This is a genomic window from Segatella copri, from assembly GCF_002224675.1.
Taxonomy (GTDB): Bacteria; Bacteroidota; Bacteroidia; order Bacteroidales; family Bacteroidaceae; genus Prevotella; species Prevotella copri_U.
Map to the genome: position 1 here is coordinate 117,958 of NZ_NMPZ01000002.1, position 26,176 is coordinate 144,133.

General features: G+C 46.6%; 24 protein-coding genes. 12 read left to right on the forward strand and 12 right to left on the reverse strand.

From position 1 onward, the window contains the following. Positions 1-125 precede the first annotated feature (125 nt). From mfd to CFT61_RS02525, 9 genes are all read right to left on the reverse strand, one after another. Positions 126-3,572: a transcription-repair coupling factor gene (mfd, locus tag CFT61_RS02485; RefSeq protein WP_254918823.1), complete on the reverse strand. Its 3,447-nt coding sequence runs from the start codon at positions 3,570-3,572 to the stop codon at positions 126-128. Positions 3,573-3,574: 2 nt separating this feature from the next. Next, positions 3,575-4,318, reverse strand: coding sequence for a polyprenol monophosphomannose synthase (locus CFT61_RS02490; protein ID WP_089542909.1), 744 nt, complete (start codon positions 4,316-4,318; stop codon positions 3,575-3,577). Positions 4,319-4,335: 17 nt separating this feature from the next. Beyond that, positions 4,336-5,094 (reverse strand): lysophospholipid acyltransferase family protein, encoded by a 759-nt coding sequence (locus tag CFT61_RS02495; protein WP_089542910.1) that lies wholly within the window; start codon positions 5,092-5,094, stop codon positions 4,336-4,338. A gap of 44 nt (positions 5,095-5,138) precedes the next feature. Further along, positions 5,139-6,371, reverse strand: coding sequence for a metallophosphoesterase (locus tag CFT61_RS02500; RefSeq protein WP_089542911.1), 1,233 nt, complete (start codon positions 6,369-6,371; stop codon positions 5,139-5,141). 62 nt (positions 6,372-6,433) lie between these two features. Then, complete coding sequence (locus tag CFT61_RS02505) at positions 6,434-7,264, reverse strand: vitamin B12 dependent-methionine synthase activation domain-containing protein (protein WP_254918824.1); 831 nt, start codon at positions 7,262-7,264, stop codon at positions 6,434-6,436. Beyond that, positions 7,251-8,630 carry a dihydroorotase gene (locus CFT61_RS02510; RefSeq protein WP_089542912.1) on the reverse strand — a complete coding sequence of 460 codons (1,380 nt, stop codon included), beginning with the start codon at positions 8,628-8,630 and terminating at the stop codon, positions 7,251-7,253. Before CFT61_RS02510 ends, CFT61_RS02505 begins: the two co-directional genes overlap by 14 nt. Before the next feature lie 27 nt (positions 8,631-8,657). After that, positions 8,658-9,479, reverse strand: a complete 822-nt coding sequence (locus CFT61_RS02515; RefSeq protein WP_089542913.1) for a DUF4369 domain-containing protein — start codon at positions 9,477-9,479, stop codon at positions 8,658-8,660. 100 nt (positions 9,480-9,579) lie between these two features. Next, on the reverse strand, positions 9,580-10,005 hold the full coding sequence (locus tag CFT61_RS02520) for a hypothetical protein (protein WP_089542975.1): 426 nt from the start codon (positions 10,003-10,005) through the stop codon (positions 9,580-9,582). Positions 10,006-10,059: 54 nt separating this feature from the next. Then, positions 10,060-10,416 (reverse strand): FtsB family cell division protein, encoded by a 357-nt coding sequence (locus CFT61_RS02525; RefSeq protein WP_089542914.1) that lies wholly within the window; start codon positions 10,414-10,416, stop codon positions 10,060-10,062. A 100-nt stretch (positions 10,417-10,516) separates the two neighbouring features. Between CFT61_RS02525 and CFT61_RS02530 the strand changes: the two genes are divergently transcribed. From CFT61_RS02530 to CFT61_RS02585, 11 genes are all read left to right on the forward strand, one after another. Then, positions 10,517-12,373, forward strand: coding sequence for a DNA polymerase III subunit gamma/tau (locus tag CFT61_RS02530; RefSeq protein WP_089542915.1), 1,857 nt, complete (start codon positions 10,517-10,519; stop codon positions 12,371-12,373). Between the two features lie 23 nt (positions 12,374-12,396). After that, a complete protein-coding gene (locus tag CFT61_RS02535; RefSeq protein WP_089542916.1) occupies positions 12,397-13,707 on the forward strand; it encodes a serine hydrolase domain-containing protein in 1,311 nt (436 codons plus the stop codon). Positions 13,708-13,818: 111 nt separating this feature from the next. After that, positions 13,819-14,274, forward strand: a complete 456-nt coding sequence (locus CFT61_RS02540; RefSeq protein WP_089542917.1) for a hypothetical protein — start codon at positions 13,819-13,821, stop codon at positions 14,272-14,274. 7 nt (positions 14,275-14,281) lie between these two features. Further along, the gene (locus CFT61_RS02545) at positions 14,282-15,049 is read left to right on the forward strand and encodes a hypothetical protein (RefSeq protein ID WP_089542918.1); all 768 of its coding nucleotides are present in this window, start codon (positions 14,282-14,284) and stop codon (positions 15,047-15,049) included. Beyond that, a complete protein-coding gene (locus CFT61_RS02550) occupies positions 15,027-15,461 on the forward strand; it encodes a helix-turn-helix domain-containing protein (RefSeq protein ID WP_089542919.1) in 435 nt (144 codons plus the stop codon). The genes CFT61_RS02545 and CFT61_RS02550 overlap by 23 nt, the downstream gene beginning before the upstream one ends. 456 nt (positions 15,462-15,917) lie before the next feature. Next, on the forward strand, positions 15,918-17,147 hold the full coding sequence (locus CFT61_RS02560; RefSeq protein ID WP_176425473.1) for an OmpA family protein: 1,230 nt from the start codon (positions 15,918-15,920) through the stop codon (positions 17,145-17,147). Between the two features lie 20 nt (positions 17,148-17,167). Beyond that, entirely contained in the window at positions 17,168-18,061 is an 894-nt protein-coding gene (locus CFT61_RS02565) for a FimB/Mfa2 family fimbrial subunit (RefSeq protein WP_089542922.1), read from the forward strand. 36 nt (positions 18,062-18,097) lie between these two features. Next, complete coding sequence (locus tag CFT61_RS02570) at positions 18,098-18,982, forward strand: fimbrillin family protein (RefSeq protein ID WP_176425474.1); 885 nt, start codon at positions 18,098-18,100, stop codon at positions 18,980-18,982. Positions 18,983-19,004: 22 nt separating this feature from the next. Then, complete coding sequence (locus CFT61_RS02575) at positions 19,005-19,985, forward strand: fimbrillin family protein (RefSeq protein ID WP_089542924.1); 981 nt, start codon at positions 19,005-19,007, stop codon at positions 19,983-19,985. Between the two features lie 88 nt (positions 19,986-20,073). Continuing rightward, positions 20,074-20,979, forward strand: coding sequence for a fimbrillin family protein (locus CFT61_RS02580; RefSeq protein ID WP_089542925.1), 906 nt, complete (start codon positions 20,074-20,076; stop codon positions 20,977-20,979). 14 nt (positions 20,980-20,993) lie between these two features. After that, on the forward strand, positions 20,994-22,298 hold the full coding sequence (locus CFT61_RS02585) for a hypothetical protein (RefSeq protein WP_089542926.1): 1,305 nt from the start codon (positions 20,994-20,996) through the stop codon (positions 22,296-22,298). A gap of 171 nt (positions 22,299-22,469) precedes the next feature. Here CFT61_RS02585 and CFT61_RS02590 read toward each other — a convergent pair whose 3' ends face one another. Together CFT61_RS02590 and CFT61_RS16780 are read right to left on the reverse strand one after the other, a co-directional pair. Further along, on the reverse strand, positions 22,470-23,369 hold the full coding sequence (locus CFT61_RS02590; RefSeq protein WP_089542927.1) for an Rpn family recombination-promoting nuclease/putative transposase: 900 nt from the start codon (positions 23,367-23,369) through the stop codon (positions 22,470-22,472). A 468-nt stretch (positions 23,370-23,837) separates the two neighbouring features. Continuing rightward, positions 23,838-24,005, reverse strand: coding sequence for a hypothetical protein (locus CFT61_RS16780; protein WP_176425475.1), 168 nt, complete (start codon positions 24,003-24,005; stop codon positions 23,838-23,840). 370 nt (positions 24,006-24,375) lie between these two features. On the opposite strand from CFT61_RS16780, the gene CFT61_RS02595 reads away from it, so the two are divergent. Next, on the forward strand, positions 24,376-24,624 hold the full coding sequence (locus CFT61_RS02595; RefSeq protein ID WP_022251301.1) for a DUF2442 domain-containing protein: 249 nt from the start codon (positions 24,376-24,378) through the stop codon (positions 24,622-24,624). A gap of 142 nt (positions 24,625-24,766) precedes the next feature. Here the strand turns inward: CFT61_RS02595 and CFT61_RS02600 are convergent, their stop codons facing one another. Further along, the gene (locus tag CFT61_RS02600; protein ID WP_022109872.1) at positions 24,767-25,984 is read right to left on the reverse strand and encodes an ATP-binding protein; all 1,218 of its coding nucleotides are present in this window, start codon (positions 25,982-25,984) and stop codon (positions 24,767-24,769) included. Positions 25,985-26,176: the final 192 nt, after the last annotated feature.

The window sequence follows — 26,176 nt, forward strand, 5'->3', positions numbered from 1 at the left end:
CTATTCATCATCTTTTACTTATACAAAAATATAAAGCATCGGAAAATCTGATAAGAGAATCAGAATTCCAATGCTTTTTTTTATTGATTTCAGTTCACGCTGAAAAACTTGCAGAAGTTTCACTCCTAGTCATTCACCTTGATCTGAGAAATGAAACTCAGCAGATTCTTTGCCTGTTCCACACTCTTCATATCGCGGATGCGAAGGTAGCGCTTGTTGTTCTTTTCCTTCAAGGCACAATCCTGGATATGGGTAGTGGCATAAGCGAGTACCCGGGAGAACATCTCGCTGCGATAGAACGGACTGTTCACATTGCTCACAAACTGCAGCTGCATGGTGCCCTGCTTGAGCATGATCTTCTCACAACCCAGCGACTTGCCCAGTCGGCGCAGACCTACCACACACATCAGCTCATCCGCCTCCCTAGGAACCGGACCGAAACGGTCGATCATTCGCTTACGGAATTCAGCCACCTCCTCTTCACTCTGCAGATGGTCGAGTTCGCGGTAGAGCAGCATTCGCTCAGAACTACCCGGCACGTAGGTATCCGGGAAATAGGTCTCCAGATCTGTCTCCACGGCACAGTCATCCACGAAATCATCACCCGTGAGCAATTTTCCTTCATCCATCTCCTGCTGATACAGGTCGTTGAACTCCTCGTTCTTCAACTCGGTGACAGTCTGGGAGAGAATCTTCTGATAAGTCTCGTAACCCAGATCTTCCATGAATCCACTCTGTTCAGAACCCAGCAGATTACCTGCACCACGAATATCCAGGTCCTGCATAGCCAGATTAAAACCGCTACCCAGGTCACTGAAGGTTTCCAGTGCTTCCAGACGGCGACGGGATTCCGGAGTAAGACATGCCTTAGCCGGAGCTATCAGATAGCAGAAAGCCTTCTTGTTGCTACGTCCTACCCTACCTCTCATCTGATGCAGGTCGCTCAATCCGAATCGGTGGGCATCATTCACGATGATGGTATTGGCATTGGAAATATCGATTCCGTTCTCTACGATGGTAGTAGAAAGAAGCAGATCATAGTCGTAATTGATGAATCCCATGATGATCTTCTCCAGTTCCTCCGGCTTCATCTGTCCATGCCCGATAGCTACGCGGCAGTCTGGCACCAGTTTCTCGATGAGCAATTTCAGCTCGGTCAGTTTGGCGATACGGTCGCAGACGAAGAACACCTGACCGTTACGGCTCATCTCAAAATTGATGGCATCGGCAATCACCGACTTGTCGAAGGTGATGACCTCGGTCTGGATAGGATAACGGTTAGGGGGCGGTGTACGCATGATACTCATATCGCGGGCTCCCATCAGCGAGAACTGCAGGGTTCTCGGAATCGGAGTAGCACTCATGGTAAGGGTATCCACATTCACCTTCAGCTGGCGAAGCTTTTCCTTGGTAGATACACCAAACTTCTGCTCCTCATCAATGATCAGCAGTCCCAGGTCGTGCCACTGTACTGACTTCGATATCAGTTTGTGGGTACCAATCAGGATATCCACCTTGCCCTCCTTCAGCTCTTCCAGAATGCGCCTGGTATCTTTGGCAGTACGGGCACGGCTCAGATATTCCAGGGAAACAGGAAGTCCCTCCAGTCGATGCTTGAAGGTCTGGTAATGCTGGTAGGCAAGCACCGTGGTAGGCACCAGCACAGCCACCTGCTTTCCATCGCAAGCCGCCTTGAAGGCAGCACGGATGGCAACCTCCGTCTTACCGAATCCCACATCTCCACACACCAGACGGTCCATCGGCCTACCGCTTTCCATGTCTTTCTTCACGTCAGCCGTAGCCTTGCTCTGGTCGGGCGTATCTTCATAAAGGAATGAAGCCTCCAGCTCATGCTGCAGATAACTGTCGGCACTATAGGCAAATCCCTTTTCACGCCGGCGTTGCGCATAGAGTTTGATCAGGTCGCGGGCGATATCCTTGATTCGCTTCTTTGCCTTCTCCTTCAACCGGTCCCAGGCACCTGTTCCCAGGGTAGAAAGGCGTGGTGGTTCACCGGTATCGCTTCTGCGGTATTTACTGATCTTATAGAGCGAGTGGATGCTCACATCCACCTTGTCGTTGTTCTTATACACGATGCGGATCATCTCCTGATAGCTGTCGCCGGTAGGCACACGCACCAGTCCGCCGAACTTTCCGATACCATAATCCACATGCACGATGAAGTCGCCATAATCCATCTCCTGCAACTCCTTCATGGTGAGCGCCATCTTTCCGGCTCTTGCCGAGTCTGAACGGAGGTTGTATTTATGGAATCGGTCGAAGATCTGGTGATCGGTAAAGAAGCAGGCATGCTTCTCATGGTCCACGAATCCCTCGTGGATGGTTTTCTCTACAGGGGTAAACCGGATCTGATACCTTTTCAGCTCCTCACTGTCGAAGATATCCTTCAGTCGTTCCTGCTGCTTCTGGCTGTCTGCCAATATATATAAGGTATAGCCCTGAAGCTGATAATCTTCAAGAGTCTGGGCGAGAAGATTGAAATTCTTGTGGAACAGCGGCTGCGGTGCCATATCAAAAGCGATGAGAGCCTGGTTATCGCCCTTGGCTGTCAACAGCTGCTCCTGCTTCCTGGCAACCTCACTCTCAGACTGCTTGCCGAATTCGATACGCACGTGCTCAACCAGCGCATGCTGAAAATCTGAAGCGGAAACGAGATTCAGATCAGCCTTCATCTCCCTTCTGATCTTCTCAGCCTCCATCTCGGTGGCACCTTCCAACTGTTCGGTCAGACTCTGGGTAGAGAAACCATCCTTGTAAATCTGCTCTATGCGGTCGTGCAGCAGCGTATAGTCATTCATCACCACGAGTGCATCCGCATCCAGGAAATGGAGGAAACACTGCTTCACGCTCTGTTCGGCAGCAAGTTCCGGAACGATTTCGATGGCATCACGCTTATCCTTCGAAAGCTGGTCTTCGATGTTGAAGGTACGGATGGTATCAATCTCATCACCGAAGAAATCGATACGAAACGGATATTCGCAACTGTAGGAATAGACGTCGAGGATGCTTCCACGAACGGCAAACTGTCCCGGTTCATAGACGTAATCAGTTTCCTGAAGTCCGAAATCACGCAACTGATGCACGATATCCACCTGTGCAGTCTGTTGTCCGACAGCAAGTTTGAGGATTCTCTCATCCAGAATCTGCTTGGAAACCACGAGCTCTGCCAGGGCATCCGGATAAGAAACGATATAGATTTGCTTGCCAGCCGACAATCGTGCCAGCACTTCCGTTCTCAGGATTTCGTTAGCCGCATCCCGCTGACCATACTTGATGGCGCGTCGGTAGCTGGAAGGAAAGAAGAAGACGCACTCCTGTCCCAGCATCTGCGTAAGATCATGATAGAAATACCCCGCTTCATCAGCATCATTGAGCACGAAAAGCACGGTGCGCTTCATCTTAGCCTGCAGCGAACCGAAGAACACCGAGGCAGAAGAGCACACCAATCCCTGAAGAAAGACAGAATGAACCGATTTCTTCTTCAATAAATCAAAGAGGGCATTCGCCTGTGGCGAACGCCCGTATAGTTTTGCAATTTCCTGTAATGTCACTTTTACTTCAATTTCGGATATTTCTTGAACCATCCATCGAGACGCAGTCTCATCACGCCGAAGAAAGCCTCTCCAAAGATACCGCCACTCATCTTGCTCACTCCCTCACGGCGATTCACAAAGATAACCGGCACCTCCTTGATCTTGAAACCAATCTTATAGGAAGTGAACTTCATCTCAATCTGGAAACCATAGCCCTTGAAGCGGATGGCATCAAGATTGATAGTCTCCAATACCTTGCGGCGATAGCAGACGAATCCTGCAGTGGTATCATGTACCTTGAAACCGGTAACGAAACGCACGTACTTGGAAGCGAAATAGCTCATCAATACGCGACCGATAGGCCAGTTCACCACGTTGACACCCGAAACATAACGGGAACCGATGGCTACATCGTAGCCCTCATCGTGGGTAGCCGCATAGAGGCGAGGCAGATCATTAGGATCGTGGCTGAAGTCGGCATCCATCTCGAAGATGAAGTCATAACCCTGCTTCAGCGACCATTTGAAGCCCATGATATAGGCTGTGCCCAAGCCCAGCTTACCCGAACGCTCCAGGATATGGAGACGGTCGGCAAACTCATCGGCCATCAGCTTCTTAACGATGTCTGCTGTTCCGTCCGGACTACCGTCATCGATAACAAGGATGTCGAATTTCTTCTCCAGGCCAAAAACGGCACGGATGATTTTTTCTATATTTTCCTTTTCGTTGTATGTAGGAATGATTACGATACTGTCACTCATAATGTTCTAATTTAATATATTTATTGGTCAGGATTCTCCACGAATCCCTGATATTCCTTCACCAGTCCACTCATGATGGCATCATAGCTCTTGGTCATCTGGTTCTTGATATTCTCAGGACCCTTGCCAATCGGCTCAATCGGTTCATGGATAGTGAGCTTCAGCGGATGCCAGAATGCCCAGTAGATATCCTTCATGCGGGGCTTGACCTCGAAACTGCCATTGATGGTAAGCGGGCAAACCGGCAACTGCAATTCGTCGGCAAGCATGAAGGCACCTCGGCGGAACACGCCCATGTGACCGGTAAAGCTGCGGGCACCCTCCGGGAATACCACCAGCGACATACCCTCCTTCAATACCTCGCGCGCCCTGTCATAGGAAGCACGGATCTTGGAAGGTCCACTCTTGTCGATAAAGATATGATGTGCATACTCGCAAGCCAAACCTACCAGAGGAATCTTGCGGATGCCCTTCTTCATCATCCACTTGAAGTTACGTCCCAGGAAGCCGTAGATCAGGAAGATGTCGAAAGCACCCTGATGATTGGCTACAAACACATAACTCTGATTCTTCTTCAGATGTTCCCTACCCTCTACCTTCACCGGCAGGAGAAGGAGACGGATCCACAGGATAGACCACCACTTGCCGGGATAATATCCCCAGAAGTGGCCATTGCCCAGTCTGCAGCCTATCACGGTAACAAGACTGGTCAGGATGCTTGCCAGAACAAGAATCGGCAAACATATCAAAAGCTGATATAATCGATATAAGTACTTCATAATCGCAATTTCATGAATTATTGGAAGATAGTAATTTGATCATCTTATTTTCGTTTCAATGTGATGACTACTATTTCAGGAGTTGCTCCGATGCGGATTGGAATGGTTCCTCCCAATCCAGCTGTGGTATAGAGCTGGCATCCCTCGCGCTCATAGAGTCCGTAATCGAAAGCCGAGAACATAGACGGGCGCAAGCCGAGAACAGAAACCTGTCCGCCATGGGTATGTCCGCTCAGGGTAAGCTGTGGAGCTACCAGCACGCTGTCCTTCGAACCATATTTCTCGTTGATACGTGAAGGCGTCATGTCTTTCCACATCTCCGGAATATGCTGGAGCATCAGCACAAACTGTCCTTTCTTTATACCGTAGAGTGCCTGTGCCACCTCTGCACGCGAAGGCTTCTTGAAGTTTTCGGTACCGGCTACATAGATGGAATCCTTTCCGCGATGCAGCACGAAGTGCTCATTCATCAGCAGATGCCATCCCATCTCCCGTTCCGTCTGCTGCACCTTTTCTTCTATCCTGCGGATTTCTGCCTCGTCATCCACATTCATATAATAGGTGTAATCGTGATTGCCCAATACGCTCACCACGCCATCCTTCGCCTTCAGACCACTCAATGTCTTCTTGAAAGGAACCAGTTCCTCCGGTCTCACATTCTGCAGATCACCCGTAAAGCAGATCAGGTCGGGATGCTGGGCATTGATGCTATCTACATCCCGCTGAGGCATGTGTCTGCGCCATCCATAATAGGAACCTACATGGATATCGCTGAAATGCACGATGCGGTAACCCTCAAACGCCTCAGGCAGATCGGGCACATAGACCGTGAGATGCTTCACCTGAAACTGTCGTACCCCCATCGTAAAGCCATAGATGAAACTGAAGAAAGCCCATACGGCAAGGAAGATTCCTACCAGTTTTCCCCAGTTGCGTGCCCGATGCACACTGCCTCTAAACCTGCCATCCCCTTTTTTTGCCTTGAAGCAGCGGGAGAGCTTCATACATTCCCATCCCACAAAACTGGTGAAGGCAAAGACAAACTGCGGAACAGCCAGCAGTGCCATCATGCCAAACCAGATGTCTATGAACACCGGATTGGCAGGCAGGAAGTCAGGCTCCAGGGTGAGATAGGCAGTGTATCCTATCACGATGGCAGCAGGCAACCAATATAGTATCTTTCGTTTTCCCTTAGGAATATGCAGGTATTTCCGGTCTATCCAGAGATAGGGCAATACCGTGAGCACAATCACGGGAATCAATAATCTAGCTATCATTGTTAAAAACTATCTTTTTTATCTTCTCGAACTTCTGATTACTAACATCATCTTCTCACCTTCTATTTCAGCAGGCTCGACTGCAGGAACCTTTTCATCAGTTCCACGGGAACGCCCCTGCGGCGGGCATAATCCCTCAGCTGGTCATCCCCGATCTTACCCAGTTCGAAATATCTAGCCATGGGATGAGCGAACATCAGTCCCGACACACTGGCATGGGGCGTCATCATTCCGCTTTCCGTGAGTCGGATGCCCACCTGCTTCATATCGAGAAGCTGGTCGATGAGGAAATTTGCACTCGTATCCGGCAGCGAAGGATAGCCGATGGCTGGTCGGATGCCCTGATACTCCTCCCTAAGCTGCTGTTCGATGGTAAGATGTTCATCGGGTGCATAGGCCCAATAAGTCTTTCTTACCTCTTCGTGCAGTTTCTCGGCAGTAGCCTCTGCCAGTCGGTCGCTCAGGGTCTGTGCCATCATGTTGAGATAATCATCGTGCCGGTAGGCATCCATGATTCCTCCATCTACCGTAGAACAGAACACCCCGATCTGGTCTTTCTCCCCGTGAGCCAGCGGACGGATGAAATCAGCCAGACAGAGATTCGGTGCGCCCGGAGCAGAAGGATGCTGCTGGCGGAGCATCGGAAAACGGAGCTGCTGATCCAGAAACAGGATATCATCCCCATCGCTGTTGGCATCGAAGAGCTGGAAGATAGCCCGGCTATGAAACCTGTCCTCCCAGGAGGCAAGCATATCCAGTGCTTCCTGCTGCATCTTCTCCTTGTCGCTGCGTGGCTTTCCGCTCAATCCCCAGGCATGATAGAAATAGAGCCAGTTGATATAGGGCACCAGCTCTGATATTCTGTATTGCCTAACGATTCTATCTTTTGTCATAAGTCAACTCCTCACCACGATAAGCAGCATCAAAGGCACCCTTGTTATAGACAAGGTGACCATTGCAGAAGGTCTGCTCCACCTGCCACTGATATTCATGTCCCTCCATCGGACTCCACTTGCACTTGCTCTGGATGACATCCTTTGTAACGGTCCATGGAGAATGAGGCTTCACGATGGCGATATCTGCCTGATAACCCTTGCGCAGGAAACCACGCTGGGCTACCTGGAAGAGCTGAGCCGGCTGATGCGCCATCAGCTCAACCATCCGTTCGATGGTAAGCACGCCTTCATCTACCAGTTCCAGCATGGAAACGAGCGAGAACTGCACCATCGGCATACCCGAAGCCGCCTTGGCACATCCCCCCTGCTTGTCCTTCCACTCGTGTGGAGCATGGTCGGTACCGATGGTGGCGATGGTTCCGTCGCTGAGCGCCTTGCGCAAGGCATCACGGTCTGCCAGGGTCTTGATGGCAGGATTGCACTTGATGAGCGCCTTCTTCGTAGCATAGTCGGCATCCGAGAAGACGAGATGGGCTATCACCGCCTCTCCTGTAATCTGAGGAAGAGGGATGCCATCTCCGGAATGCTCATTCGCCTTTTCATTCTGATGGGCGAAGAGCTCCAGCTCCCGGGCTGTCGTAACATGGGCGATATGCAGACGGGTACCAAACTCGCGGGCTAATTCCACTGCGAGTTTGCTGCTCTCATAGCATGCCTCTTCGCTGCGGATTTCCGGATGATGCTCCACGGCAGGATCCTCTCCGTACTTAGCCTTGGCCTCTGCCATGTTGCGGTTGATGATTCCGGTATCCTCGCAGTGCGTCATCACCGGCAGGTTCAGATCCTTAGCCGTCTTGAAGACGCGCTTCAGCGATTCCATCTTATCCACCAGCATATTACCGGTGCTGGAACCCATGAAGAGCTTGATGCCTGGCACATGGTGCATATCCAGCTGGGCAAAGGAATCCACGTTGTCATTGGTGGCACCATAGAAGAAGCTGTAGTTTACATGACTCTTCTCTGCGCCCAACTTTCTCTTGTCATTCCACGCCTGCAGTTCGGTAGTCTGCGGCACGGTATTCGGCATTTCCATATAGGAAGTCACGCCGCCATAGGCAGCCGCGCGGCTCTCACTCTCGATATCCGCCTTGCGGGTAAGTCCCGGCTCACGGAAATGAACATGGTCATCTATTACACCCGGCAAAACGAAACACCCCGTAGCATCCACTACTTCATCGTAGATGCCACGGGGAGCCATGCCTTCAAATATATCAGATATCACTTCACCATCGACAAGAAGATCACCCAGGAATGAGCGACCTTCATTGACAATAGTTCCGCCTTTAATTAACATTTTAGACATAGTATTTCTTTTTTCTAAACTTTGAATTTACTCTTTTGCTTCAGGAATGCTTGGCTTCGCCAGCTCGTTAGGCGTTGGTGCAGGAGCCGCATTCGGATCGGTCTGCGGAGCCTCCATCTGTCCAGCCTGCATGCTTGGATCCATCTGTGCTTCATGGGTACCGTTCATGATAGCCTGGTTTTCCTGTGCTTTCTGGTAGTAGTCCTTCACGTATGGATCGCTCTTGAAGTGTTCTGTAGCCTTGCTCATGATATCCTCTATCCATGGCGAAAGCATCGGATACTGGTTGCCCATGGTTACGAGGAAGAATACGCCTGGTCCCAAGACATTCTCGAAGTTGTCGGTAATGAAGGTAGTCACCAGCTTGTCCTCCTGCTCGGAGAGTTTCATCGCCTCAGCATTCAGCTGGGCAGTCACCGCCTGCATATCGCTTCCATTCATGATGGCCTGGTCGTGCTTATGCACCAGTTCCCGCTGCTGGCTCTGCAGCTGCTGGTATTTCTTGAAGAATCCGAAGAGCTTATCGTTGAGTGGCGTTCCACTTACTACCTGCTGTACATCGTCGAGTTTCACGGTAATGGTTCCCGCCTCCAGCACCAGCGGCAGAACAGGCTCATCGTCCATGAAGACATTTGCCATTCTTGCAGAATCTACCGTTCCCTGGAAATGGAACTGTCCATGTACCACATCACAGGAGTCGATCTTGCTGAATTCGTTATTCTTTAAGATTTGAAGGTAGAGCATACGGCCATCCAGGGTACTCACGTTGGAAGTACCCGAAATATCGTAGCTACTGGCGCATGAGGTAAGCGCCACCAAGGTGATAAGTGCGTAAAATATCTTATTCATAAGCTTTATAATTCACATTCAGTGAACAAAAGTACAATCATTTCTTGAAGTACCGAAATAAATTGATGCAATTTAATTGAATATTACAAGTATTTATGTTTTATTTGCATTCTTCCCCCTTCATTTCGTGCGAAATGCGGAAGGTGGTGTAGAGTTCCAGGATAGATGCCACCAGCATCACCACGATCCACTTGCCGTAGAAGATGGAGTAAAAGAGCTGCGGATTGCCCAGCCATTTCTCGGTAAAGGTATAGACCGTATCCACCATCGAGATGCCGGCAAAGATAAAGAGGATGTTGGCTACATTCTGGATGCGCTTCAGGCGATGGATGACAGGCGACTTGCCCTCGTAGGTCTGCATCGACTGGATCACGCTGAAGAGCACGGTGCCCAGAAGGAACACCCAGCTCGTGGTTTCCACCAGCGAAGGATAAATCTGTTTCAGCACAAAGCTGCACGCACCGACAACCATCAGCACGCCGCCCAACAAAAACAAAGCACTCTGTATTTTATTCAACTGTTTCATCTTTCTTACTTTCTTTTTCTGTTCGTTCACACCTTATATTATATATAGATTGCGTTACCGGATGGAATCCTTGTCCTCCTCGTTTTCATCTATTTCCACCGAACCGGGCAAATCCGTGCTCAGCACGAAGATATCCTCATTGTCAGCCTTCATGAAGTAGCGTTCGCGCGCTATCTTGCCGAAGACTTCCGGTCCCTTGCGCATTTCCTTCAGGATGCGGAGATCCCGGTCATACTCCGTTCTGTACTTTTCTATCTCCGAACGCAGCGTGGCTATCTCAATCTGATACTTGATATGCTGGCGGATGCTATTGTCGTCAATGACACCCACTATCAAAACACCCGCAATTATCACTATAAGATATTTATAGTGAGCGAGATAATTCCATATAATACTTAACTTTTGACTCATTAATTTCCGAATTTGTTTGCAAAGATAATATTTTTTTGTTATCTTTGCATCACAATTAAGAAAAAATAATGTAAGTGAACGTATATTCAAGCAAAAAAGAATGGAAGAATACATAGTTTCGGCTAGAAAATACCGTCCGATGACCTTTGATTCGGTGGTTGGACAGAGTGCGTTGACTACCACATTGAAGAATGCAGTGAAGAGTGGCAAGCTTGCCCACGCTTATCTTTTCTGCGGTCCGAGAGGTGTGGGAAAGACCACCTGTGCCCGCATCTTTGCCAAGGCAATCAACTGCGAGCACCCTCGCGAGGACGGCGAGGCATGCAACACCTGCGAGAGCTGCCAGGCTTTCAATGAGCAGCGCTCCTACAACATCTTCGAACTGGATGCCGCCAGCAACAATGGTGTCGATCAGATCAAGGCCCTGATGGAGCAGACCCGCATCCCGCCTCAGGTAGGCAAATACAAGGTGTTCATCATCGATGAGGTCCACATGCTCAGTGCCGCCGCCTTCAATGCCTTTCTCAAGACTCTGGAGGAACCGCCATCGCACGTGATCTTCATCCTCGCCACCACCGAGAAGCACAAGATCCTGCCTACCATCCTGAGTAGATGCCAGATCTACGACTTCGAGCGGATGACCGTACCCAACACCATCGCCCACCTCAAGATGGTGGCAGAGAAGGAAGGCATCCAATACGAGGAGCAGGCGCTTGCCGTCATCGCAGAGAAGGCAGACGGAGGTATGCGAGATGCCCTCTCCATCTTCGATCAGGCTGCCAGCTTCTGCCAGGGCAACATCACCTACCAGAAGGTGATAGAAGACCTGAACGTACTCGACAGTGACAACTACTTCAAGCTCGTGGACCTCGCCCTGGAGAACAAGGTGAGCCAGATGATGCTGCTGCTCGACAATATCCTGGGCAAGGGATTCGACGGCGGAAACATGATTCAGGGACTCGCCCAGCACGTACGCAACGTGATGATGGCGAAGGATACCCAGACCCTGCCGCTGCTGGAAACCAGCGAAGAGCAGAAGGCAAAATACGTGGAGCAGGCAAAGAAGGCTCCTACACCTTTCTTATATAAGGCACTCCAGCTGATGAACAACTGCGATGTGCAGTACCGACAGAGTTCCAACAAGCGACTGCTCGTAGAGCTGACCCTGATACAGATTGGTCAGATTACCCAGCCGGAAGACCAGGATGTGCCTAGTGCGGGGCGTACGCCCCACAGACTAAAATCCCTGTTTCAGAAAATCGTTGCCCAGCTTAAGCCTGCCTCTCAGGGTGCAGGTGCCGGGCAAGAGAGCGGCAGCAAGGCTCCCATTACAGGAGCACAGCCTGTCGCTGCAGCTACTGCTGCGCCTATATCAACAGAGAAAAACGGCTCTGAGGAGGCTGCATCCGCAGCATCGCCGAAGGCAAAGACCATTCTCAAGTCGCCGGCTCAGGTAAAGCTGAAAGGCATCGGCATGAGCTTCGCCAACCTGGAGAAGACGGAGCAGAACAGTCAGCGCATCTACAATCCTATCGACCAGCTCAAGGAAGAAACACCGGCATCAACCGGAGCTGCCGCCAACCACGACCAGCCTTTCACCCAGGAACAGGTAGAAGGCCAGTGGATCAGCATGTGTCTGAGAATGCAAGGCATCAAGGACTTCATCGGACTTGCCAATCGCATGAAACCGATCGTACCTACCATCACCGACTTTCCGCATATCGAGGTAGTCATCGACAACAAGCTGCTGCTCGACGACGTGGTCAAGATCAAGGGCAGAATCCTGCAGACCTTCAGAATCGGCTTGAACAACAGCCAGGTAACACTCGACTACCGTCTGGCAGAATCGGATGAAGTAACCCGAATCCTTTCCAAGCGAGAGATACTTGAGAATATGATAAAGGAAAACCCTGCCATCGGCAAACTGACCCAGGATCTACGGTTAGTCATGGCATAAACAAACAGAATAGTAAGACAATAATGGCAAGAAGACTTAGAAAGAAGCGTATAGCCGTGATACTGCTCACGTTTACAGCCCTCATCGGATGGACCACCCACAGCTGCGTATCGCGCTGCACCTCATCCGACAAGGAGAAATCTGCAGATTCACTGCCTACGGTACATATCAACGATTCCATCACCAATGCCCTCACCGAGGGAAAGGCATACCAGGAGATGGATTCCGTCATCGAGAGATACCTCAAGAGATGGGAAATCAACGGTGCCCAGCTCGTCATCACCCGCAACGACTCCCTGCTCTATGCCCGTGGATTCGGATGGGCAGACAAGGAAAGGGGCATCCGCATGGAACCCAACATGCTGATGCGCTTTGCATCCGTATCCAAGCTCATCACCGCTGCCGGCATCATGAAGCTGGTAGAGATGAAGAAGCTGCGCATGGGCGACAAGGTGTTCGGACAGAAGGGCATCCTCTGCGATACCACCTATAATAACAGCATCAAGGACCAGCGCTACTACAACATCACCGTAGAGCAGCTGCTGCGCCACCAGGCAGGTTTCAACAACTATGCCGGCGACCCGGTATCCTCCACCCGTTACATCATGATGCAGAACCACCTCACCACCCCTCCCGACCATCCTACCCTGCTCAGGATTCTTCTGAAGCGTCATCTGGGTTATACGCCGGGCGAGGGCAAGTGCTACAGCAATCTTGGCTATATGATTCTCTCGATGATTGTGGAGAAGAAGAGCGGAATGAAATACGAGAACTTCATCCAGAAGTATGTGCTCCAGCCAGCCGGCTGTTTCGACATGCACATTGCGGGCACCTATTACAAGGACCGCCGTCCTAACGAGACGAAGTATTACATGCATCAGGGCAGCATTCCGGTATATGAGTACAACAACAGTGGCAGGATGGTAGAGAAGTGCTATGGCGATACTGATCTTCCCCGACTTTCGGGAGCAGGAGCCTGGTGCGGTTCGGCAGCCGAGCTGTCGAGATTCATTGCGAGCATCGACGGCATGCCTCATGTCAAGGATATCCTGAGCAGGAAGAGTGTGCAGTTTATGACGCAGGAACAGCCTAACCATCAGTACTCCATAGGCTGGAACTACACGCCGAAGAGCAACCGCCCTTGGATCCGCACGGGTTCCCTTGCCGGCACCTCTGCGCTGATTCTGAAATATCCCGACGGTCAGTGCTGGATTCTCATCACCAACACCTCCACCTGGAAGGGTCATGGCTTCAGCAACGACACCATGGCATTCTTCGAGAAGCTGCGCAAGAAATATATGCCGCAGATGCCAAAGCGTGATCTCTTCCTGTAAAAAGGACAGAGGGATGTGATCTTCAAAGCAAAAAAACAGCTTAAAATTTGGAGGTTACAAATATTCGGCGTATCTTTGCAAATATGTTTAATTAATCATGGAGGATAGAATATGATGATATACGTAGCCAACCCACTTTACGATGCCGTCTTCAAGTATATGATGGAAGATGAGCGAAGGGTGAACAACAGATTGGAGAAGATACTGAGCGTATTCGACCAGTCGCAGATTTATCCGGACGACCAGCGAATGCTTGAGTTGGATGAGAACAAATATGCGGATGATGCCGAAATGGCACATATACTCCATCGTCTCCAGTCGGCAGCCGCTAATCCTGACATCAGAAACAGGATGAATGCAGAGGATGAGTTCTTCCAGGCTCTGGAAGACAGGGATACAGTCATTATGCAAAAGGATGCTACAATCATGACGCAGAAAAAAAAGCTTGAAGAGAAGGATGCATCCTTGCGCGCAGCAGTTTTGGCATTATCGAAGTCGGGCATGAATGCAGAAATGATAGCAAAGACTTTGAATATCCCCCATCCTACTTTCGCAAGCGTATTTTAAAAAGCGTATGGATTCATTATTTCTACTTCAGTTTGCATGCTTCATATTCATGCTCATCAATGCCTTCATCGTAGCACTCTCCCATCTGCATGTAAGATGGGAGAACAAGCGGTATGAGCGTTCTCGATGGATGATCGTTGCTGCCCTGATAGGACTGGCGATACAATATGTGCTGCAGATGACTTTCGGGTTCCGTGCTATGCACGATAATCTGGGGGCGGTCATCAACATCCTCCTCTATACCCCCTGCTTCTCGCTCATCTCCATAGGAATCTACAACATAGAAACCACCCGTGCTAACCTCAGAAAGATGATACTGATGTGCAGTGGCATTTATGCTGCCATCATTGTGGTCTTTTGCGTGGGTATCAGTCTTCATCATAGCCTGTATATCAGAGAGGGGCTTTATCTGATGCTGACTCTGTTTTGCGTAAGTGTTTTCTATTGCATATACATGATTATTCAGGAGATGATTAGGCGTAAAAATATGTTGGAGACAATGGCGGCAACTGATTTGTTGCCTTACGTGAGATATTCCCGAGCCAGTGTAATCATTCTATGGCTCGCAGTTCTCGCTATGCCAGTTGCCATCTTTTCTACTACCTTATTATATATAGTAGGTCCAGCCGTATTGCTTGCCTTGCTGTTCTTCAACCTTACGTTTATCGCTCTCGGCAGCAGTTATATCCCTACCGAAGAACTCTTGGATAAAGAAGTGGAAAACGATGCCTTGGTAGGAACAAAATATAGATATGGGGGGGGCACTTTCTGCTAAACAGCAGACCTCTGCTGATAGCAGAACAGAATCTTTACAACCACTTTCCGATGAGCGCAGAGATTTCATCCAGAAAAGTCTTGATGCATGGTGTGCGAATTTAGGATATAAGGACAGTACTGTGAATATGCTTACCCTCTCTCGCACACTTTGTATCTCCAAGGATGAGTTATCTGTATTCTTCGACCAGTATCTGAAAACTACATTCAGAATATGGCTTGGTGATATACGTTTCAATGCGGCAAAGAAGATGATGTTGGAATTTCCAGACTATAGTAATGACATTATTTCTGCCGAGTGTGGCTTCTCTGCCCGTACCTATCTGTACCGGATATTCAAGTCAAAGGAAGGTTGTACGCCTACCGAATGGCGAGAAGAAAATACCAGAAAAACGCATAATATAAGGGAATAAATCGTTAAAATGGGTGTCTACTTCCTACGAAGTAGACACCTAAAACATAGGAAGTAGACACATTGACAGGGGAATGCGCCTCCTTTTTTTGATGAAAAACACTATCTTTGTGCCATGAAAGAAATAATAGAAACTATACCAAGGATAGAATTAGCCCTGATCATCATTGGGGTGTTTGTACTCATATCAAGTATCATCTTCGGATATGCCATGATACATGAGTACAGGATGTATCTTGAGAATCATTGGAAGGCTCGCTATAGCTTTCGTGACTTCATCAAGAGAGAACGCTTTTATATCTTTTTGCTGTTGGCATCCATATTTATCTTCTTAACAAACCTCTTGTATTTTCTGGAGTGAGTTTCGGATAGAATGGATGAATTAGCTTTATGATGGATACCTGTCTTGTAATTGGAGACAGATCCTTACCTTTACGATAAAAAATAAATGAATGATATGAAAAATAATTTAACAACAAGACATCGGCTGCTGGTCGCAATGCTTGCATTTATTCTTCCTTTTTCTTTTGCGAAAGCAGAAGTAAAAGAAGATGGAAAGACTATTTCGCAAGGCTGGTACGTCGGTATTGAGGGTGGTATGCCTTTCGGTTTCTCTACTTTCTCAAGTTTCGGACACGACAAGACGCACCTCGGTTGGGCTGCTGGCTTATATGGCGGCTATCGTTTCAACTCCATCTTCTCGGCTGAGTTATCTGCCAAGTATGGAGAGATGAACTTGTCTGCACAAGACTGTTGCGTAGAACGCAACTATTGGTTGGGTAGCGACGGCGTGCTTTACAAGGCAGGTGTCTTAGGCATGGACAGTTGGGAATATGCCAATCTGAAAAGCCATGTCAGAATGGGCAGATATGGGGCAAGAGTGAATATCAATCTCCTTGGGTTGTTCCATCAAACAGCTGACAGCCGATGGGATTTGGCTGTTTCACCTCATATATATGCAGTAACGACCAAAGCTGACATCCATACTATAGCCGATGATGCTAAGGTGATGAAAGGTTCAACCAACTGGCATTTGGGTTATGGTGCAGACTTGCAAGTGGGCTACCAACTGACTTCATGTCTGAAATTGGGCATCTATTCGGGTCTGACCCGTCTTACTGGCGAACGTATGGACGGAATGCCGGAGCATCTGCACAAGAACAACTTCGTTTGGGAAAGTGGCATCAGACTGGGCTTCAGCTTCACCAAGGCAAAGAAAAGGAAGATGATGGAAACCTCAACCATTCCTCAGCCGGAAGTCCAGCAACAGCAGACTACCCCAGAGGAGAACACCCAACAGCAAGAGTCGGCTGCCAAGGCGGATAAGGCAGAAACCAAGGTTGCAGAACAAGACATTGCTGAAACCTCAGAGGTGAAATTCCCTGTTATCTACTTCAATTTCAACAGTATCGCCATCAACCCTGACGAGGAATCCAAGCTGAACGAAATCCTCCATATATTAAAGGAGAATCCGGATATGAAGGTGACGGTGACAGGCTGGTGCGACACCAGGGGCAGCGTAGCGGTGAACAAGCGCATTTCTCGCCAGCGAGCAGAAACCCTGAAGGCCTGGCTGGTAAAGAAAGGCATAGCGGCAAGCCGCATTTCGGCTGCAGGTAAGGGAAGCGACGGATCTCGCGAAGCCCAGAAAGCTCGCCGAGTAGAGACAACAGACAATCATCAGTAACCCATAAAACAAGATAGAAAATGAAAGCAAAAAGAAGATTTAATATTTGGTTATGGGTGCTGTTATGCGTCCCATGCCTGTTGGCAAGTTGCGACCATGATGTTCATGGTGGTGAGGATGAAGGTGGCTTGTCTGTATCGCTCACCTGGGCAGATGAAGCCGACCAAGGTACGGATGTGAATGACGTGAAGCTCTGGATATTCGATGCCGACAAGGGTTCCCTGATAGAGGAAAAGCATTATGGAAGCACGGAGGAAGTAGCAAGCCAACGATTCGAACTCCCGGAAGGAACCTATCGCATCCTGACTACCACCAACCTAACAAAACCGTTCTTTATCAGCGAACAGACCAGGGCTTTGACTAATTGGAACAATATTCTGATAGGTTTGACCAATCCCAAGGATGTAAGGAACAATGCCTATTTCGGAGTGACCGACGTGAAGATAGATAACAAGGAAGGTAACTATGTGGTGCAGAATCCTATTAGGAGCGTGCTTGCCGAACTGACCATCATCATCGAGAACATACCGAAAGGCACAGAGATGAGTGGCAAGGCGCTGGATTGTGCCTGGTGTCTGTTCCCTACACTGAAGAATAGTGATGGAGAATATGGTTTGCCGAGCATAGAGCCAACGGAAGTGGAACTCCCTACCCTCCTGGCTACGGAATCAACCCTGAAATCGGAAGTCATTCGGCTGATGCCGACCATACAGGGAAGCCCCGCCTCTCATATCTATCTCCGACTGCTGCTCCCTAACGAGACCTTGCAGGAGTTTGACATCACCGCTCCTATGATGAAGGTAGGAGGAAAGTATGAACTAAGGTTCAAGTACGAAGAGATGCGGCCGAAGATGAATCTGCAAACAGGCATCAATGGCTGGAATGACCTCAACAAAGAAGTAGAAATCAAATAAAAAAATAACTTTTAAAATATTTATAATATGAAAAAGATGACTAAGTTTTTCGCCCTTGCACTCTTGGCAGGTGCAATGGTTTCATGCAGTACAGAAGACACCGCACCTTCTACCCAGAACGATAAGGTAGCCGTGCAGTTTACTGGTGGTATCAGCGTAAACACCCGTGCTGCGGGTGTAGCCTGGGCTGATGGTGACAAGATAGGTATCTTCATGACTGGAGCAAATCAGCCTCTCTCGGCAGATGCAATTAAAGAGGGTGTTGACAATGTTTGCTATCAGTCAAATGGAAGTATAGCCTTTTCACCTGTTTCTGGTGGTAAGACTATTTTCTTCCCGATAGATGGAGATGTGGACTTCTATTCTTACTATCCACAGACCACTGTCAATGACTACAAGGTAGCACTTGATGTAACAGACCAAGGGAAACAAGAAGCTATCGACTTCATGTATGCCAAGACAGAAGGTTGCAACAAAGCTACGCCACAGGTTGACTTGAGGTTCTTCCATAAGTTAAGCAATCTTATTTTGGATGTTCAACCAGGTAACGGTCTCACGCAAGAAGACCTTAAGAAAATGACTGTGACAGTGAAAGGTCAGAATACCAAAGCCACTTTCAATCTTGTGGATGGAACTATCTCTGGTGAAGAAACTCCTGCGGACATCACGATGAAAACTACCGAAGCTGGCAAGCTGTATGAGGCAATCCTGCTCCCTACAGAAGAAGCAAGCCGAGTGATAGAGTTTGACCTCAAGAATGGTTACGACGCTCCTTTTGTATGGACAATGCCAGTAAAACTTGAGGGTGGCAAAAGATACCACTATACAGTAGTAAAATTGAGTCGTTCTGCCGTAGATATTTCTGGAACCATTAAGTCTTGGACAGAGGCAGGAGACAATAATGAACATATAGCACAATAACAACTCTTAAATAACAAGATATATGAAAAAATTTAAATTCTTATACATCGCTGCCGCAGCATTGCTGTTTGCTGCTTGCGCTAACGAAGAAGATGGTATTGGCAACAATGGTCCTGTTGCTGCTACAGTAAAGGCGGATATTTCCAACAATATCAAAACCCGTGGAACTGCAGACAACAACAGCTGGACAGCAGGCGATGCCATTGGCGTGTACGTCACTTCCGCAGGAAACACAAAAGGAACAAATGTAAAGTATGAATATGACAATTATGGTGAATTTGTTTCGGCAAATCCTATTTATTTTAGAGATAATGCGGAACAGACATTCAGTGCGTATTATCCATACATTGATGACCCCAATAATGACAAATTCGATGAGGATGGTTGGTTAATAAATGATTGGACTATTGATTACAGCAATCCAAGTAATACCTTATTAGCAAACGATTTTCTCTTTGCCTCGGGAGCAATAGCCAGCAAAGCATCGCCAATGGTTAATTTCACTGACTTGAATAATGTGGGTGAATCCTTGCCAGAGAAAGATCATCGCTTTAAGCACAAGATGAGTATGATAGAATTTACGGTCAGTGCAGGAGAAGGTGTCGAGAGCAGCAAGAGTGATCTTCAAAGTATAACATTGGACAAGATAAAGACACAGGGTAAGATAAATGTAAAAACAGGTGCGACAGAAGCCACAGGGACTTCTTCCCCAATAACCTTACCAGTAACAGGTCTTTTGACCGATGCCAGGGTCTGCAAGTTCATACTCTTCCCGCAACAGTTCGAAAACAAAGAATTGACCATTAGTTGTAATGTGATGTATAACGAAAATACTATTAACAATTATACAACAAAGATATCCCTACCAAATGGATTCGAAGGTGGTAAAAAATATACTTATACTATCAGAGTTCATAATAATAGTATAGTAATAGGAAATGCAAACATAACGAGTTGGGATCTTGGCGTAGACAATGAACCTCTCGATGCAGAAATAGAATAATTCTGATAAATAAGGTACTGAAATAGGAAATACAGGGTTAGTGAGCTTGGTCGCTCACTAACTCACTAACAATAAAAAACTGAAGATTATGAAGACGATAAAACAAAGAATTTCCTATGCGGTAATGGGCCTTATGGCTATGGGCTTTACAGCATGTACGCAAAATGAAGATATGGCTCCAACGCTGAAAGGGCAGGAAATCAATGCCACTTTCTCTGTTGGAGGCATGCAGACTCGTGTCAATACATTTGGATACGGTGACAATTGGGAGGATAAAGATAAACTGACAGTAAGTATATTTACGGATTATGATCCTGGTAGTACGACTGTTCTTTCTTTTAATAGTGCAACAAACGAATGGTCTCGTACAGGAAGTTTTCGTTGGTTAACAGGCTACGATCAACATACTATTTTGGCTGTATATCCATCTGACACGGATTTTGGGAAAAATAATCTACAGTATGATTTACAGACAGATCAAAGCAGCGAAAGTAAATTAAAAAACGCTGATCTCATAACTGGATATTGGCACGATTCTCCTCGGTTTGATTTAAGCATTCGTATGAAGCATCGCATGTCGCTGGTCACGATAGTATATCATGTTGGTACTGCGGATTATCCTGATATGGATATTAGTGAACCACAAGTGTATTCTAAACACACCAGCGTTTATTTTAACAGAGACGACCGACAAGAGCAATTTGTCATGGGTACACCTTCTGGCAATCCTGATTGGGTAAAAGCCTGTAAGCATGACGATGGTATGTTTTCTGCAATCGTTATCCCTGGTTCATACAAAACTGGCGAGATTTTCGTGAATTTCAAGATAGGCGACAAAAACTTCCATGCAAAAATGAGGTCAGATACGAACTTTCAAGAGGGCTATCGCTACACCTACGAACTCTATGTAGGAAAAGACAAAGTGGAACTAACCCGAATCAGCGTAGATGATTTGAAAGGTTGGGACAGTAACAACGAAGAAGATCTCAAATAATTGGAGGAAAGAATATGAAAAAGATATTTCAATACATCATGCTGGCTGTCGTTACTATAGTAATGGCGTCATGCACAAGTGATATAGAAGAAACAACCGCAACAACAGGCAAAAACAACGTACAGTTGGTTGTTGGTGAATTTCCGGCATTCGGAGATTCACAGACTCGTGCTATTGGTACACCTGATGAAGGCAAGACTTCATGGGCTGTAGGAGATGAGTTGCTTCTGGAGATGACCAGTAAGACTTTTGGGTCTAAGTATGCTGCTTTTACATATAATGGCAGTAGCTGGGAATTGGCAAGTGGCGAGCTGTCTTATAAAGAAGACGAAGTGCCAACCTTTCCTCATGTATATTATGCCCCTAATTACAAATGGGAAGCCGGCAAATTAGTTTTGAAAGAAGGCAAGGTTGAAGGAACGGATGAATATATCGAGGGAAAAGCCAATATCACCCCTAATGGTGAGGCTATAACCGTAAAATTTTCCGAGGCAACACGCAACTATTCCCGCTTGCGCATTGCAACTATGCCAAATAAGCCAATAACAGTTAGCATCGATAAATACACTCCTGCGGGCAGCAGCGATATGAAATGGGATCAAAATTATGCCCTTACTTCGGATGAAAAGGGCAATGCCTATTTATATGGTAATTTTGTACCATATTCCAAATTCACTGTGAAATATGAAGAAGCTCCTTTGGCAACTTATAAATTCTCGCAAGAATCAAAAAATGCTAAGAGTTATGCACTGGATGCTACTGTTGTTTCGCTGACTGACAAAGCTATCACTTACGATCAAATTGTGGAAGACGTCAAGAAGGAATTGTATGCGGGCAAGACTTACATCAATCTCATTCTTGCTCCCGATGTGGATGAAGAAACATTGGAAGCAATAAATATCGGACTTAAAGATGCAAGGGATGGGAGTATAAACCTTACTTTGATAGGATGTAAGAAGATTCCTTCAAGAGGATTTATGTACTGGGACATGCTGAAATCCATAGTCCTCCCAGATGTTACAGAAATCGGGGAAAATGCTTTTTCAGATTGTTCAGGGCTTCAAAAAGTAGTTTTAGGCAATCTTACAAAAGTATATGGTAATGTCAGAGAGAATGGTATCTTTGATGGTCTCGACACCCGGTTAATCGATTTGGTTTTGTCAAAAGACCAGAAAGTTATGAATGATGGCGAAGCCGAAGGTAGGTATTGTTGGACTGCTGATATTATTGCAGATTATGCTCTTAGTGTTGAACATGTCAGCAAAAAATTCCTTGGGTATGAATTTAAGTCCATAACGTGTAGATATAAATTTGAATAATAAAGTAGATTGTTTAACTCCTAAGCTGGGCAGGAGTATAAGTTGCCCAGCAATTATATCCCCCGCACCTCACGGGAAACGACAAGGGTCTATATGCCACGATGAAAAGGTGGCGTATAGACCCTTGATTATATGGTGATATTCGTAATCTACATCTCAGCTTTCTGTTTTTTATGAATTGCTCAGATTCTTAATGATTTCCAAAGACAGCTGGGTAGCTTTGGCAACCTGTTCGGCAGAAAGTCCCATTGCCAGCAATCGTTGTGCTGTTTCTGTGTTGGCCTCATGTTTGCCTTCTGCTATACCTTTTTCCATACCTTCAGCAATTCCTTCTTCCTTACCTTTTTCCTTACCTTTCTGGTAGCTGTCATCTATGAGGGTTCTTTCAACGCTTACGGAATCCCAAAACTTGTCGTAGGCTCTGAGTTCGGCATCCGAGAAACCGGAAATCTCCAGCTCCTCTACGGCTTTTCCAATCTCTGGGTCATTGAGCAGGTCGGAAGGAATCTCCTTCGTATTGGAATTGATTTCCGTGAGGAAACGGAGCCACAATACCATCATGCGCTTGTCGGCGATGGAATGAGGTGTGAACTTAGGGAGTTCAATGAAGGTGAAATGCAAGCCTTTAATCACCTTGTTACTGTCCTTATCGTGCACGATGCGGTAGTTGTGGATGAAATCTGGAGTATCATGCGCAAAGATATCATTTATCAGGTTGAGAGAATACACTGGTTGCAGTTCGCTGTATTTTCCGCCCTTTTTAGCCTGACTCACATAGAGCTTGGATGCATTGAACAGTACTCGCTGCTGAAATGCATCAGACCATTCCATCTGCATTTCCACGCAGAACTTCCTGCCTCTGACATCTGTGCAGAGTACATCCACAATGGTGTTTTTGCCCCCTTCGAGCTGGGGCACAAGTTCTGTAGGCAGATACTTGATTTCTTGTATCTGCTCCTCTTCGCTGAGTGGCAGGAGTGCGTTCAGAAGACTGATCAGTCTTTTAGGATGATTGCCGAATATCTTCTTGAACGTGAGGTCTGCCTTAGGATCTAAGTACTTCATAACCATCTGTTTTAAAATTCTCAAGCGCAAAGTTACGACTTTATTTTCATATCTGCAAGGGATTTCTGGGAAAAGTTACGGAAAAAGTGAGAGATTGCGTTTTTTATGTAACAGGACAAGGGTCTATATGCCACGATGAAAAGGTGGCGTATAGACCCTTGATTATATGGTGACATTCGTAATCTACATCTCCGCTTTCTGTTTTTTATGAATTGCTCAGATTCTTAATGACTGAACTTTGCATGTGGCTTAAGTACGGGCTGAAGGCCCAAAAGCTCCTAGCCCAGGGCAGCGCCCTGGGTATGATGGCAATCAGCAAGGCGCCCTGTAAGGGCAAAAGCTTTGTATATTGCCAGGTATTTGAAAGCTTTTGCCCTTACAGGGCGACAGGTTTGCGTCCATAAACACCCAGGGCGATGCCCTGGGCTAGGAGCTTCTGCCCTTTCAGGGCGTGTGGGGCTTACTTGCGAAAGTTCAGTAATTTAATAATTGCTTGGCAGAAACTTCTACTACCCCGCCATTTCCGTCACTAATGACCACAGGACGATTGTATAAAGCCTTTTCTACCAACATATCATGCTGAGCTTCAACTAAACCTGATTCAACTTCGTTGATAAAGCCCTCAATCTCACTTTCACTCATAATCCTTAATATTTTAAATTAGTTCTGCAAATATACATCAAAACCCTGACAACATAAAGTTTTTTGTGATTTTAACACATAATATTCCCCCAACCTGTCACGAGTATTTGTTCCCTACCGATGTATTCCGGATTAGTATTGGTATGGGATGGCTATCCTTTATCTTATAAAATACGGGAATCCAAACTTTTCCCGAAACTTTTCTCCCGTTTTCTTTGCGTTTTCAAAATAAAGTCGTAACTTTGCAATCAAGATAGATTAAAAAAGGAGGTTGCGATGCCAAAGATATTTGAATACTTCGGATTTATCTTTCTGTTCTATTCAAATGAGCATGAACCAATACACGTTCAACTAAAATAACGAAGAAATTATGAACTTAAGTATCGTTTCTGCAAAATATGTGGCGCCATTAAAAGTTGAATTACACTTTAATGATGATACCATTAAGACGATAGATGTAGGTGCTTTTATCAGAAATCACCCACATCCGCAATATAACTCTTACTTGAATGAAAACAAATTCAAAAAGTTCAAGATAGAGTTTGGTAATATCGTTTGGGGAAAGAATTGGGATTTGATATTTCCAATAGATAAGTTATATGCTGGCGTTTGCTGTTGAACAAGAAAAGGATGTTGTATAAGTCCTTAATACAGTGGCTTTTACCGCACCTCATAGAAAAACGACAAGGGTCTATATGCCACGATGAAAAGGTGGCGAATAGACCCTTGATTATATGGTGATATTCATAATCTACCTGGCATCAAACCAAAGTAGTCATTTTCAGAAAATCTCGCAGATGAATGTGCTTAATGCCATCAATATTGGTTTGACTGTAAAGCCTATCCATAGAAATCACGTATTTGGGATGACTGTCTTTTATCAATTTCAAATTGCCGAATTCACGCTCTACCGTTTCCTCAGAAGCCAGCAGATAGGTAACTTGCACATACGCCACACTATCCGCTTTCTCGGCAACAAAATCAATCTCAGCCTTATACATCTGACCAACATATACTTTATACCCCATCCTGCACAAATGGATATATACAGCGTTTTCCATCACCTTTTCGATATCAAAACGCCTGTTGCCACCTATAATATGATTCCTGATTCCCAGATCTTCGAAATAGAACTTGTCGCCTAACTCGAAAAGTCGCTTGCCATGAATGTCGTATCTGTTAACTCGATCGATAATAAAAGCATTGCTTAAATACTCCAAATACGTGAGAATCATCTTGGCAGACGTTTCGGTGTTCTGGCTTTTCAGAAATTTTACAATACTCGTTGCTGAGAATTGTTTACCGATATTATCGCTCACAAACTTCAGCAGCGTTCGCAACAATGGTATGTTTCTGATGTTTTCTCGCTCTATGATATCACGAAGTACTATCGTATTATACACATTGTCAAGATAATCTTCTACCAAATCCGTATTTTCCAATCCTAAACTGCGCAACTGAGGGAGCCCGCCATACTGCAGATACAGGTTCAAGGAAGCATCATCATCCTTCAGTTCATGGAACGTCAGAAACTCTTCATAGCAGAGTCCTCTAATGCGATAAGCAATATATCTGCCTCTCAGGCGAGTTGCCAGTTCGCCCGAAAGCATTTTGGCGTTGCTGCCGGTAATCATAATCTGGCAGGTATCATCCGATTGGATACTGAGGAGTGCTTTCTCGAAATCAGAAATCTCCTGCACCTCATCAATAAACAGATAGTTTTCCTTACCCTCAACGATGTTGGCTGCTACATAAGCCTCCAGATCCTGATAGTTGGCTATCATATCAAATGAGGTTTTCTCCTTATCTATATAGATAACGTGATTTTCTTCATTCTCAGCGATGTGATTATAAATTCGCCGCATCACACAACTCTTGCCGACACGCCTCTGGCCCGTCAATGCAATCATCATTCCACGTCCAAACATGCGTTCGATACGATTGGAATACCCTAGTCTTTCTAATATTTTTTGTTTCATACGAGTAAAACTTTTCGCAAAGATACTCTTTTTGTTTCACATAAGTAACAAAAACGATAGATTTTTTGTTTTTATTACTTATAATTAACAGGTTTGGTACACATTGCGCCTCACGGGAAGCGACAAGGGTCTATATGCCACGATGAAAAGGTGGCGTATAGACCCTTCTTACTTTCCGGTATCCTTGATATT

Bases quoted from the DNA above. Each gene is read 5' to 3' on its own strand.
- CFT61_RS02495 (WP_089542910.1), bottom strand. From the start codon at position 5,094: ATGAAGTACTTATATCGATTATATCAGCTTTTGATATGTTTGCCGATT.
- CFT61_RS02500 (WP_089542911.1), bottom strand. From the start codon at position 6,371: ATGATAGCTAGATTATTGATTCCCGTGATTGTGCTCACGGTATTGCCC.
- CFT61_RS02505 (WP_254918824.1), bottom strand. From the start codon at position 7,264: ATGACAAAAGATAGAATCGTTAGGCAATACAGAATATCAGAGCTGGTG.
- CFT61_RS02510 (WP_089542912.1), bottom strand. From the start codon at position 8,630: ATGTCTAAAATGTTAATTAAAGGCGGAACTATTGTCAATGAAGGTCGC.
- CFT61_RS02515 (WP_089542913.1), bottom strand. From the start codon at position 9,479: ATGAATAAGATATTTTACGCACTTATCACCTTGGTGGCGCTTACCTCA.
- CFT61_RS02520 (WP_089542975.1), bottom strand. From the start codon at position 10,005: ATGAAACAGTTGAATAAAATACAGAGTGCTTTGTTTTTGTTGGGCGGC.
- CFT61_RS02525 (WP_089542914.1), bottom strand. From the start codon at position 10,416: ATGAGTCAAAAGTTAAGTATTATATGGAATTATCTCGCTCACTATAAA.
- CFT61_RS02530 (WP_089542915.1), top strand. From the start codon at position 10,517: ATGGAAGAATACATAGTTTCGGCTAGAAAATACCGTCCGATGACCTTT.
- CFT61_RS02535 (WP_089542916.1), top strand. From the start codon at position 12,397: ATGGCAAGAAGACTTAGAAAGAAGCGTATAGCCGTGATACTGCTCACG.
- CFT61_RS02540 (WP_089542917.1), top strand. From the start codon at position 13,819: ATGATGATATACGTAGCCAACCCACTTTACGATGCCGTCTTCAAGTAT.
- CFT61_RS02545 (WP_089542918.1), top strand. From the start codon at position 14,282: ATGGATTCATTATTTCTACTTCAGTTTGCATGCTTCATATTCATGCTC.
- CFT61_RS02550 (WP_089542919.1), top strand. From the start codon at position 15,027: ATGGGGGGGGCACTTTCTGCTAAACAGCAGACCTCTGCTGATAGCAGA.
- CFT61_RS02560 (WP_176425473.1), top strand. From the start codon at position 15,918: ATGAAAAATAATTTAACAACAAGACATCGGCTGCTGGTCGCAATGCTT.
- CFT61_RS02565 (WP_089542922.1), top strand. From the start codon at position 17,168: ATGAAAGCAAAAAGAAGATTTAATATTTGGTTATGGGTGCTGTTATGC.
- CFT61_RS02570 (WP_176425474.1), top strand. From the start codon at position 18,098: ATGACTAAGTTTTTCGCCCTTGCACTCTTGGCAGGTGCAATGGTTTCA.
- CFT61_RS02575 (WP_089542924.1), top strand. From the start codon at position 19,005: ATGAAAAAATTTAAATTCTTATACATCGCTGCCGCAGCATTGCTGTTT.
- CFT61_RS02580 (WP_089542925.1), top strand. From the start codon at position 20,074: ATGAAGACGATAAAACAAAGAATTTCCTATGCGGTAATGGGCCTTATG.
- CFT61_RS02585 (WP_089542926.1), top strand. From the start codon at position 20,994: ATGAAAAAGATATTTCAATACATCATGCTGGCTGTCGTTACTATAGTA.
- CFT61_RS02590 (WP_089542927.1), bottom strand. From the start codon at position 23,369: ATGGTTATGAAGTACTTAGATCCTAAGGCAGACCTCACGTTCAAGAAG.
- CFT61_RS16780 (WP_176425475.1), bottom strand. From the start codon at position 24,005: ATGAGTGAAAGTGAGATTGAGGGCTTTATCAACGAAGTTGAATCAGGT.
- CFT61_RS02595 (WP_022251301.1), top strand. From the start codon at position 24,376: ATGAACTTAAGTATCGTTTCTGCAAAATATGTGGCGCCATTAAAAGTT.
- CFT61_RS02600 (WP_022109872.1), bottom strand. From the start codon at position 25,984: ATGAAACAAAAAATATTAGAAAGACTAGGGTATTCCAATCGTATCGAA.